The sequence below is a fragment of the Desulfovibrio desulfuricans DSM 642 genome, from assembly GCF_000420465.1.
GTDB lineage: Bacteria > Desulfobacterota > Desulfovibrionia > Desulfovibrionales > Desulfovibrionaceae > Desulfovibrio > Desulfovibrio desulfuricans.
In genome coordinates this window covers 61,110-73,081 of the sequence record NZ_ATUZ01000016.1, presented here as the reverse complement: position 1 = coordinate 73,081, position 11,972 = coordinate 61,110, and the positions used below count along the sequence as shown (strand labels likewise).

Sequence of the window (11,972 nt, the reverse complement as noted above, 5' to 3'; positions counted from 1 at the left end):
CAGCGGCCCGTGGGCTGCAACATGTCGAGCATTCTTCCCAGCACCCGTTGACAGGGCCTATTTTAGGGGATAGGGTGCCAGTTGTGTTCTTTTTTGCACAAACTAACTCGGTTCCGGCAAGGAGAGTACCAGTGAATATCCTTATTTTTGGCCCCAACGGCAGCGGCAAAGGCACTCAGGGCGACCTGATCAAGCAGAAGTACAACCTCGCCCACATCGAATCCGGGGCCATCTTCCGTGAACACATCGGCGGCGGCACCGAGCTGGGCAAAAAAGCCAAGGCTTACATTGATCGCGGCGACCTCGTGCCCGATGACATCACCATTCCCATGGTGCTGGAAACCCTGAAAACCAAGGGGCAGCAGGGCTGGCTGCTTGATGGCTTCCCCCGCAATACCGTGCAGGCCCAGAAGCTGTGGGACGCCCTTCAGAAAGAAGGCATGCAGCTTGACTACGTGATTGAAATTCTTCTGCCCCGCGAAGTGGCCAAAAACCGCATCATGGGCCGCCGCCTCTGCAAGAATAACAACAACCACCCCAACAACATCTTTATTGACGCCATCAAGCCCAACGGCGATGTCTGCCGCGTCTGTGGCGGCGCGCTTTCCAGCCGTTCCGACGACCAGGACGAAACCGCCATCAACAAGCGTCACGACATTTACTACAACACCACCGATGGCACCCTGGCCGCCGCTTACTTCTACAAGGACCTCGCTGGCGCTGGCAAGACCAAATACATCGAACTGAATGGCGAAGGCAGCATTGATTCCATCAAGGAAACCCTGCTCTCCAAGCTTGCCTAGTTTACCATTCTACAGGCAAGAGCGCCTGCCTCGGCGGTCTGCCAGACAAACATCTTGCTGTATAGCGGTTATGTATAGAAAAGGCCCTGCTTTTGCAGGGCCTTTTGCTGTTTTTGCCAAGCTGTAATGTGATTGCCTCACATGGGGCAGATCACATCCCGCCATTGCAAATTGGGCCTCGACAATATTTTTAACAGTTAATCCATTGTGTTATAGTTCGCTGCAAATAAACAATATTATCCAGACCATATATGTTGACAACATCTGGAAACCGCACGTAAACTCTAGAAAATATCACGACTGCTAATACTGATTGCACTTTCCTTATGCATAACAGGGAATGTACAGACAGAAGAATTTTCTCTTTCCCGGCTTTTGGCAATGATACAGAGACTCCCACGATACAGCTGGAACATCAGCAACTGATACTCAGCGGCTCTTTTGACGCACCGTGCAGATACAAACTCCCGGGCCATGCCCAGGGGTTCTTTCGTCTCAACGGCCTACCCTGGTTCAAAAACCACGGATAATGAGACATGTCAGATATCTCCAAGCCTCTCATATCATTTGCCGTTCTTGTTCTCTTATTTCTTGCCCCCATTTTTTTTATTCATGATTACGCAAGCGATATTACATCAACCATCTCTGCCACTACGCTTACGCGCCTTGCCGAGGTGAACGCCCGCGCGGGCAACAATTTTTATCAGTCTGTTCGCAGCAGCATGATGGAAATGAGCGGCATGACCAAGTATCTGGCGCAGCAGGAATACCGCGTCAGCAGGGAATACGTGCTTGCCCTTGCCCCCCTGTTTTACGCCCATGGCGTAAGGCGTTTCAGCATTGTTGATGCAGAAGGAAAGGGCTTTGACGGCGGAGGGGCGCAGACAGACTACAGCAACGACCCGATCTTTTTACGCGCACGCCAGGGCTTGACCCATGTTGCCACCGCTGGCGGCACCACCAGCCCACGGGTTCTGATCATTGCCAACCCGCTGGTTGCCCACGGCAGCGTACAAGCGGTTCTTATCAGCGAATTCCCGGCAGAAGCCATAGAAACCAATATGGAAACGTGGGCGTTCAGCAACAACACCTACAACATGGTTTTTGACGATTCAGGCCAGCCCCTGTTCTGGTCGCCGCCCCCCGGCAAGGCCATGGATGACCTCTTTGCTTCGTTCACCGCATGCGGACTTCCCCCGAATGTTGCGGCCATATTGCGGCAAAAATTTGCAGACGGCGCACAGCAGTCCATGACTTTTTTTGACAAAGCCACGGGCCTTTTCATCGCCACAGCGCCTGTTGAACGTTTTGGCTGGCGCATGGTTTCCTTTGTTCCGCAGCAAGCAGGCAATGCGGCAGCTTCAAAACAGTCGCTCATCACCAACGAGCTTGTCTGGCGGCTGGTCATTCTGGCTGGCATAATCCTTACATTCCTGCTGTTGCTCGAGCGCAACTCCTCCCGCAAGCTGCGCCGCCAGCAGGAGGATTACCGCTCCATCATCACCAGCATGTCCGGCGGGGTGCTCAAGTTTTTCAGTCCTGACGGCATATTCCTTTTTGTCAGCCCCAATTATGTAAAAATGCTCGGCTTTACCGAGGCGGAATTTAAAAAAACATACGGCAACAGTTTTTCTGCCACAGTGTATGAACAAGACCGTGAATCCACGCTGCGCACCATGCGCAAGCAGATGAAAAACAGCCAGCCCATAGATGTGGAATACCGCACCCGCACCAAGAGCGGAGCATTGATATGGCTGTACCACAAAGGATCCGTGGTCAACATTGAACACGGCCGATCGTACATACAAAGCATTGTCTTTGACATTACCCACAATAAAGAAGCGGCGCTTTCCAAGCGCATATCCGATGAACGTTACCAGTTTATTCTGGAACAGCACGACATCAACATATTTGAACAAAATCTGGTCAACGGCTATTTTTCCTGTTCGGCCCAATGGCTGCACACCTTCGGCGCTGTTTTCAATATCCTCGAGAACGACCCGGCCATCCCGCTGTTTCCTGACGATCAGGAACGCCTGGTGGCTTTTCAAAAAGAAGTGCGCCTTGCGCCGCACCAGCATAAATGCACCCTTGAAGCCCGTTTGCGTGATGCCGAGGGGGAATACCGCTGGTTTCGCATTGAGGCCTCCAACATTGCCAATACCCAGGGTGCCCCTATCTACTCCATTGGCATTATTACAGATATCGACAAACAGAAATCTCTGGAGCTGCAATTACGCACCCAGGCCACGCGCGACAGCGGCACCGGCATGCGCAACAAGATGTCTACGGAGAAAGCCGTATCGCAATTTCTGGAAACGCACGAATCCCCCCTGCCGCAATTCTACGCCATGTTCATGGTTGATTTTGACAATTTCAAAGGCGTCAATGACCGTTTCGGCCATGCCAGGGGCGACAAGGCCCTCTTTGACATGGCCCAAATCATCCGCCGCAATTTCCGTGGCGTGGACATTGTGGGACGCATCGGCGGCGATGAATTTCTGGTTTTCTGTACAGAAAAGATGTCGCTGCACGGCATACGCGAGCGCGCCCACATACTTGTGGAACAACTGCACACCCAATGCTGCGACCAGCACTCATGCCTCACCCTGACCGCCAGCGTTGGCGTGGCATGCAGCCCACGGGACGGCACAACCTATGCCGAACTGTTCAATAAGGCAGACAAGGCCACCTATGCGGCAAAAAAACTGGGCAGAAACAGATGCGTGTTTTATAAAGAAATGAACGGCGATGCGCAGCAGGGCGACCCACTGCAATAAGGCTTGTTGCCTGATACTCAAGGATGCGGCTGTTCCAGAGAACAGCCGCATCCTTGTTTCATGCATTCACAGGACAGATGCCCAAGTTGGCGCAGATCAACGTGCCGTTTCCGCACTCCGCTGCCTCATGGCCTGCAATATCTCCGCTCCCAGAGCTATGGCATGCGAAATGGCCTTTTCGTTGTTCACGCTCACAGCAACGGCATAGCCTGTCTGACGGTCATAAAAATACGCCGTGCCAAAGCCGGGGAATAATCCAAGCTTGCCTGTCAGATCTATGCTGGGTTCGTTGAATAAAAAGAGTGTGCAACCATCAAGTTCACTGCTGACATAGTGATTATTCTTTGAGATGGATACGGCCTCCTTTCCATCTGGCAAAACCAGAGGCCTGAGAGGCAACGATTCAAGAACGTTGTTTTTCAGCACGCGGTCAAGATTTACAAGGCGCACCACATCATCCGGGGCGGCTTCAAGGTTGCCTGTGCCCTTGGCAATGGCAATACTGGCTGCCAGTGGCAGTTGCATTTCGCTCCCGTTAGAAGTGTAACCATTTGCCAGGCGAGTGACCACCGCTCCGTCCACGCCCACCATCAGGGACTTCATGCCCAGCTTGCCCACAAACATGTCGAGCACCTGCTCCCCATAGGGGCGGCCAGTAATTTTTTCGGCAATAACAGCAAGCATGAGGAAACCGGTATTACAATATTGCTGCCGTGTGCCGGGCCGGAACAGAGGCGGCTGCTTTGCCGCCATGTCAATAAGCTCCACTGCTGACCAGTAACGGGCCAAATTCTGCTGCACCTGCACAAGGGCAAGCATTTCCGGCATGCCCGACGTGTGCTCCAGCAGATTGCGCACGGTAATATTCTTGCCGTTGGGATAGGTGGGGAAAAATCGACTTATGGGTGTGTTGTAGTCCAGCTTGCCCTCTTCAATAAGGCGATGGATAAGCGTAGCCGTAAAAACCTTGGTTACAGAGCCTATTTTAAACCGCGAGGCTGTAGTCATGGGCGTGGGATTTTCCAGCGAGGTATTGCCAAAGGCAGCGCACACGGGGGTATCCTCCCCCTTGCGCAGCAAGGCAACCGAAAGCCCAGGAACTTCCGGCAAGGCTGCTTTTTTTGCAGCCAGCGCCACTACCGTGCTACGGAGATCATCTGCTTCACGCGTTTTTATGCCAGCGCAGGCAACCATCATGAGACACGCCACGCCAAGGATGACCGACAGACAAGCAACACGTGGAACTTGAGAAAACCGGGACGAAACAGCGCGGCGGTAGATCATAATTCCCCCAAGGTATGTGGTGCAGGCCGCCCAGGGATTCAGCGTATGGCTGTGGGCATAGTGCCAAATCATAAGACACCCCTTATGCCTTGGCAATGCCATCAATACAGGCATCGCCCTCCCCCAGCAAAAAAACTGCCGCGCCCCGTTCAAACACGGAGCGCGGCATAACTAGCTTTCAGCCCATAAAGAGCGGTAAAACGCCTAGGCCCAGAGGATATTATCCGTTTCCAGCGGCGAAGCCTGCGCCGGATGCACGGGCATGATGCGTACGCCGTATCGGTAATGACCGCTGAACGTTGGAATGTAACTTGCGGTATAGCGCATGCATTCCTGTCCGTTTTCTCCTGCTCTTGGTTCAAGCCGCAATATTTCCGGCTTGTCGCGGAAGCTGCCGTTAATGAGCGCCTGCCCGATCACAAGCTGCACCAGAATTTCCTGCGGCTTCATTTCGCCAAGGTGCATGCGCAGTTGCACACTCACGGGTTCGCCGCAGATCATGGTATTGTTTTCCACACCGCTGATGGTCAGTTCGTCCACCTTGACCGTGCCAAAGCGCGCGGGCAAATCACTCTGCCATGCGGCAAGGGCACGGCAGGCCTCCCAGTTGTTGTCGCGCAGCATGTTGCGCCTGCGCGCTGCCCGCAGATAAAACTGGCGTATATAATCATTGAGCATGCGGTTGCTGCTGTACATGGCCGTGAGACTTTTAAGTGAACGCTTGGCCGTGGCAATCCATTCCAGGGGCAGGCCTTCTGCATCGCGCTCAAAGTACAGGGGTACAACAGCGTTTTCCAGTAGTGAATACAGGTCCTCGGCATCGGCGTAGTCATTCTGCTCGCTGCTGGGCAGTTCTGTGGAAACCACCGGACCAATGGTCCAGCCGTTCTGCCGGTTATAGCCCTCGCACCACCAGCCGTCAGAAATACTCAGGTTGATGCCGCCGTTGACGGGCAGTTTCATACCGCTGGTGCCCGAGGCCTCGTGCGGCCTGCGCGGCGTATTGAGCCAGACATCGCAGCCCTGCGCCATAATGCGCGATACAGCCAGACTGTAGTTTTCCACAAAGAATATGCGGCCCAGAAAGCGCTCGTCGCGGCACATGCGCAGCACTTCCTGAATCATGTTGATGCCCGCCTCGTCCGCTGGATGCGCCTTGCCGGAAAATACCAGCACCACAGGCCGATTGGTATTGCTGAGTATGCGGGCCAACCTGTCCGGGTCTGCAAAAATCAGCGTGGCGCGCTTGTAGGGGGCGAATCTGCGGGCAAAACCGATGATGAGGGTATCGGGTTTGAGCATGGATTCCATGTGCTTGCGCTCATCCGCTGACAGATGAAACTTCTGGATAAATTCCGGGATCCGGCGGCGCAGGTCGTCAAGCAGGGCTTCCTTCTGGTGCATGCGGGCCGCCCAGAAGGCCTCGTCAGGAATCTGGTCCACCTTGTCCCATACGCCGGAACCGGGAGGCGACTGCATCCAGCCAGAACCAAGGTACTGGTGCAGCAGTTCATGCATCCAGCTGCCCACATAGGACGGCATGTGAATACCGTTGGTAACGTGCCCGATGGGCGTTTCCGCCACGGGCAGGCTTTTCCAGAGGTTGTTCCACATGTGGCGCGAAACAACACCGTGCAGACGGCTCACACCGTTGGCCCAGCACGAATGCCGCAAAGCCAGCACCGTCATTTCAAAGGAATTGCTGTTGCCGCCCTCTATCTGCCCAAGCTGCACAAATTGCTGCCAGGACAAACCAAGGTTGGCGGCGATCCCGCTGAAATACCGTTCCATCAGCTCCAGAGAAAACGATTCGTTGCCAGCAGGCACGGGCGTGTGCGTGGTAAAGACCGTATTGGAGCGCACTCGCACAGTTGCCTCGGTATAGTTCATGCCCATGCTCAGGCATTCCTGAAGGCGTTCCATTGCCATAAAGGCCGAGTGCCCTTCATTCATATGAAAAACGCTGGGCATTATGCGCATCGTGCGCAGCAGCCGCATGCCGCCCATGCCCAGCAGCATTTCCTGCAACAGGCGTACCTCGCGGTTGGCCTCATAGAGCTTGTCGGTAATGCGGCGGTCTTCATCAGTATTGCGACGGGTGTCCGTATCCATGAGGTACAGGGTTATGCGGCCCACGGCCAGTTTCCACACCCTTGCAAACAGCAGACGGCCCGGCAGTTCAAGCTGCACATAGACCGGCTGATTGTCCGCATCGTACACCATCGAAATGGGCATGAGGCCGAAGTTGTTGACGGGATACTGGGCCACCTGCCGCCCATCGGCGTCTATATCCTGCCGGAAGTACCCGTTTTTGTATAAAAGCCCAACGCCCACCAGGGGGATAGCCATGTCCGAGGCTGACTTGAGGTGATCGCCAGAGAGGACGCCCAGCCCGCCGGAATAAATGGGGATGGATTCGCTCAGGCCGTATTCTGTGGAAAAGTAGGCAATGGGGGCTTCTGGCGTCACATCCGTGCTGAGCGAACGGATGGGCTCGGCCATGTAGGCGTCAAACTTGGCGACGACCTCACGGTAAAGATTCATGTAGTCTTCATTTTCCAGCAGATCGCGGAAGCGCTCCGGATCGGCCTGCTCCAGCACTCTGAGAGGATTACGCCAGTTTTCCCAATGGGAGGGGCTCAGGGCCATGAACAGGGCCTTGGCCTTGTCGTGCCAGCACCACCACACGTTGCGGGCAATGTCGCGCAGGCGGGAAAGCTCTTCCGGCACCTCGGCAACAGCCATTATGGGCCGCAAAAATGGCGTGGCAGAACACGATGTGGAAAGCACCCTCGCCAGAGCCGCATGCCCGCAATCACAGTTAATCCGGGTGGAGGCTTTTTTGAAGGCTATTTCAAAGGCTCTGACGTAGTTTTCAAAAAAGAACTGCCACGATGATTTTTCCGCCAGCGCACGCGCCTCCGCGCGCCATTGGGGCAAATCATCCACTGCGCAGGTGGCGGCGCGGATCAGATGCTCGTGCAGCACTGTGGCGCTTTGCTCAAGGTTCATGCCCCGGCGGGGCATGACGCACACGCCCTTGGGCGCAGCGGCCCCCTCCTGCAACTGTGTGCGCGCCCACATGCCAAAACCTGAAAGATCAGTGGTAATGGTGGGCACGGCCCAGGCCGCGCTTTCCTGCGGCGTATACCCCCACGGCTCGTACCAGGAGGGGAAGCAACCCACATCGCAGGCCGACATGACATCATCGTAGGGCATATTCAAAAAGCCGTCTTCCCCATTGAGCATGGCTGGCACAAAGATGACCTTGACCCTGTTTTCCGGCCTGTTGTTCAGACCCAACCGATGGCAGGCATTGAGAATCGGATCTTGCGGCGCGTTCCAGGCGAAATGCGTGCAGATAAAGGGCAGGCCGTTGTCGTTGGCCTCGGGGTCGCCAGAAACCGCAGCGGCATTAACGCCCGTATGCCCGCCCATGACAAGGCACAGGGCCAGAATGGAAGCGTCCGTGCCCGCGAGGCTTTGCTCAAGTTTTGCCAGGGCATCAAGAAAGATGTCCACGCCCTTGTTGTGCATTTCATAGCGGCCAGAAATGGCAAAAATGCGTGTGTTTGCGGGCAGTTCGCAACGTAGAAAGCGGTTGGAGGCCTCCACTATGCGCGCCCGGTGTTCAGTGGGGCGGGAGCGGTCTACGGAATAATCGGGGATAACCCGCATATCCAGACCGTTGGTGGTGATGACATCAGGCTGCCGCCCCAGCAGCACCGTTGATTCCTCCCCGGTGATGGGGCTGACGGTGGTGAACACGTCCGCCTCGCGCGCGCTGGCCCCCTCAAGCGACCACTTGGCCGTGATGTTCAGGGCTGCGGCCTCGTTGGCGGGGTTGATGCTGCGCAGGTTGGAATAGATATCCCGCCCGGTTCCGGCCATGGCCCGCCCAAGCATGGTGGCATGGGTGGTGAATACCGTGCCTATGCCGGGTGACATTTTTTTGAGTGAAAGCAGGCCCGCGCCGCACATCCATTCGTGGAACAGGGCAACGCTACGTCCCTCAAGGGGTTCTACACGGCTTTCATGAATGGCCGCGATAACCGCACTGCAGGCCGTGGCGAACATGACGGGTTCAATATAGTCCCATCCTCCGGAAAGCGAATCCACACCGTAATTTTTCCACAGATCGTACAAAAGCTGGTTACTGGAATATCTCTTGGCAAAATCCACCAGAATGGCCTTGGGGCGACCGGGGATATTCCAGCGGCCCATACGGCATTTGAGATCCTTTGTAGCAAATGCAAGACGGAGCGAATCCCAGATATTCTCGTCAGTTTCTTCAAAACCCACATTCTCCGCCAGGGACGGGCCAAGGAGAAAATAGTCCTCGCCAAACTGCTCTACAGCCTGCAATGCCTTGCTGCTGACCACAGAGTAGATGCCCCCCACCTTGTTGCAGACTTCCCAACTGACCTCAAACAACGTGACGGTGGTATTATCGAAATTCATGCTTTCTCCTTATGGAAAGGCCGATTGGCTTAAACGGACGCATTAGTGCCGGAACGGAGGCTGTTCTTGCGTGCCCTGCGGGGCTTGAGTTCCTTGCCTGCCAGTTCTGCGGCTTCAAGACGCAGCTCAAAATCTGCCAGCACATTCATATAGGTGATATAGGCATCATAGGGGCTGTCAAAGGGGCTGGGTCTGTCCTGCCGAGGGCCGGAAAACCACTTGGTGGACATGTGCCGGAAATGGTCGGCGGTTTGCAGGCGCTCATAGTCGTGCAGCAGCATCTTGTCGCCGCTGGCCCTCACCAGGGCGGCCAGGCTGTAAAGCGTATGGATGGCGTCTTTCTGCATGTCGTTGCCAAGCCACGAGGTCAGGTCATGGCCGCTTTCTTCCCACGACACGAACTGGGGCACGTCCACCTCTCCGGCGGGGGCGCGCTTTCCGGCAATGGAGCCGGGCGTGGCAAACCTGAAGCGGTTGTCGCGCAGCAGGGCCTCGGGCAGGGCCGACATAAAATCGAAGATGCCCGAATCCTGCCCATGACGCAGGCCGAATATATGAAAATCATTGTAAATATTGATCACATCCGCCTTGTCGCCCAGGCTGTGGCACCACGAGGCGAACTTGTCGGCTGTGAGCGGCCAGTCGCTCCAGCCCCTGTCGCCAAAGCGCAGGCCCATGTCGTCAGAAAGGGCCGTATTGCGCAGTAAAAGATTCATCTTGGGGCCGGAAACCGGGCGGTACACCCAGTTGGGGCTGCGCCAGCCAAGCACCTGATCCGCACCCTCGGCCAGCGCGGTTTTAAAACCAAGCTGTTGCAAGGCGGCGGCAAGGTCATTGTTGAACACGCATTCCGTATGCATGAAGGTGGTGGGCTTTTTGCCAAACAGTTTTTTGATGCGCGCGCTCTGCGCCTTGACCTGTCTGTCAAATTCCTCGCGTGAATACAGAAAGGCCAGCGAATGCGCCGAGGTTTCGGCAACAAATTCCACGCAGCCCGTAGCCGCGAGGGCGCACAGGCTTTCTGTGACTTCAGGGGTGTACTGCTCAAAAAGATCCAGAGCGGTGCCCGAAACGCACAGCGATACCGCAAACGCGCCTTCATGACGGCGCACAAGCCTGAGCAGCATTTCTGCGGCTGGCAGATAACATAGGCGCGCCGCGCGCAGCATGGTTTCGCAGTTGCGGTCATCGTCTTCGTAAACGGAGCTCTGCCCCATATCGAAAACCGTGTAGCGGCGGAACTGGTACGGCTCATGTATATTGAAACACAGACATAGCGCAGGCATCAGTGACCTCCAAGGACATCCCGGTAAATGGTCAGCAATTGGTCGGCGGCATTTTCCCATCTAATGGATTTCATTTCTTCGCGGCAGTTTTTCACCAGTTCGGCGGCAAGGCAGGGGTAACGCAGCACGGCGCAGATTTTGTCGGCCATGTCGCGCGTATCCCAAAAATCAGCCTTGAGGGCGTGCTCCAGCACTTCTGAAACGCCCGACTGGCGCGAGAGCAGCACCGGCACATCGTAAAGCATGGCCTCCAGCGGCGTTATGCCGAAAGGCTCGGAGACTGAAGGCATGACATAAAGATCGCTGAGGGCGAACATGCGGTCCACATCCTCGCCGCGCAAAAATCCGGCAAAATGGAAGCGCCGCCCCATGCGCAACTGCCCTGCCCTGCGGATCAACGCCGGCAGCATGTCTCCGCTGCCAGCCATGAAAAAGCGGACATTGGGGATTTTTTGCAGCACAAGGCGGGCCGCTTCCATGAAGTATTCCGGCCCTTTCTGGAATGTCACCCGGCCGAGGAACAACACGCGCTTTTCATGCCGTATGCGTTGCGGCACAAGATAGCAGCGCCCGGCCTCATGCCGCGCAACGGCATTGTGCACTACCACCACCTTTTCGGGGGCTACGCCGTAGCGTTCAATGACTGTTTTTCGGGTTAGACGGCTTACGGCCACCACCACATCGGCGGCATTCAGCCCGGCGCGTTCTATGCCCGCCACCTGCTCGTTGATGTTCAGGCCGCTGCGGTCGTATTCCGTGGCGTGAATATGCGCCACCAGGGGTTTGCCCGTCAGCGCCCGGGCCATCATGCCCGCAGGATAGGTCATCCAGTCGTGCACGTGGATGACGTCAAACTGTTCCTGCACGGCAATGGCCCCGGCCAGACGGCTGTAACGCTGCACCTCGGCCAAGAGGTCAGCTCCATAACCGCCGTGCAGTTCAAACGTAATTTCGCCTTCGCAGGCGGCATGGCCCGCATGCGGCGCAAAAGCGCGCGTACTCGCCGCATTGCCTGGCTCATGCCGCAGATTTTCCAGCGCTTCGGCATAGCCCTGCGGCGTGAGGTAGGGAACAAGCGGGCTTTCCACCGGCAGGCAGCGGATGCTGCTGGCCCAGAGTTCATGCCCGGCCTGCGCCATACTTTCCGCAAGCTGGGCCGCAACCGGAGTGCCGGAAGCCCCCCGCAGTCGCAAAAAGCTGTTCTGCCCGCTGCCGCCGTCCACGCGGGGCAGTACAAAAACGATCTCCGCCCCTTTTTTCGCCAAAGCCTGCGTCATGCCAAAGCATGCCGTTCCCAGGCCTCCACTGATATGGGGCGGAAATTCCCAGCCAAACATAAGCACTCGCATGGCAAAACC

6 protein-coding genes are annotated in these 11,972 nt (G+C 56.1%); 2 read left to right on the top strand and 4 right to left on the bottom strand.

Annotated features, from left to right (window positions below; genetic code table 11):
• The first annotated feature begins 131 nt into the window (after positions 1–131).
• Both G449_RS0111600 and G449_RS16960 read left to right on the top strand, forming a co-directional pair.
• The gene (locus tag G449_RS0111600) at positions 132–803 is read left to right on the top strand and encodes an adenylate kinase (protein ID WP_022659482.1); all 672 of its coding nucleotides are present in this window, start codon (positions 132–134) and stop codon (positions 801–803) included.
• A gap of 536 nt (positions 804–1,339) precedes the next feature.
• Entirely contained in the window at positions 1,340–3,583 is a 2,244-nt protein-coding gene (locus tag G449_RS16960; RefSeq protein ID WP_022659481.1) for a sensor domain-containing diguanylate cyclase, read from the top strand.
• Positions 3,584–3,679: 96 nt separating this feature from the next.
• Here G449_RS16960 and G449_RS17855 read toward each other — a convergent pair whose 3' ends face one another.
• The 4 genes from G449_RS17855 to G449_RS0111570 form a co-directional block, all read right to left on the bottom strand.
• Positions 3,680–4,939, bottom strand: a complete 1,260-nt coding sequence (locus G449_RS17855) for a serine hydrolase domain-containing protein (protein ID WP_022659480.1) — start codon at positions 4,937–4,939, stop codon at positions 3,680–3,682.
• Between the two features lie 132 nt (positions 4,940–5,071).
• Entirely contained in the window at positions 5,072–9,328 is a 4,257-nt protein-coding gene (glgP, locus tag G449_RS0111580; RefSeq protein WP_022659479.1) for an alpha-glucan family phosphorylase, read from the bottom strand.
• A gap of 29 nt (positions 9,329–9,357) precedes the next feature.
• Positions 9,358–10,614: a glycoside hydrolase family 57 protein gene (locus G449_RS16950; protein WP_022659478.1), complete on the bottom strand. Its 1,257-nt coding sequence runs from the start codon at positions 10,612–10,614 to the stop codon at positions 9,358–9,360.
• Positions 10,614–11,963, bottom strand: coding sequence for a glycosyltransferase family 4 protein (locus G449_RS0111570; protein WP_022659477.1), 1,350 nt, complete (start codon positions 11,961–11,963; stop codon positions 10,614–10,616). Before G449_RS0111570 ends, G449_RS16950 begins: the two co-directional genes overlap by 1 nt.
• Positions 11,964–11,972: the final 9 nt, after the last annotated feature.

Coding starts and splice junctions, on each gene's coding strand:
- G449_RS16960 (WP_022659481.1), top strand. CDS start 1,340: ATGTCAGATATCTCCAAGCCTCTCATATCATTTGCCGTTCTTGTTCTC.
- G449_RS17855 (WP_022659480.1), bottom strand. CDS start 4,939: ATGATTTGGCACTATGCCCACAGCCATACGCTGAATCCCTGGGCGGCC.
- glgP (WP_022659479.1), bottom strand. CDS start 9,328: ATGAATTTCGATAATACCACCGTCACGTTGTTTGAGGTCAGTTGGGAA.
- G449_RS16950 (WP_022659478.1), bottom strand. CDS start 10,614: ATGCCTGCGCTATGTCTGTGTTTCAATATACATGAGCCGTACCAGTTC.
- G449_RS0111570 (WP_022659477.1), bottom strand. CDS start 11,963: ATGCGAGTGCTTATGTTTGGCTGGGAATTTCCGCCCCATATCAGTGGA.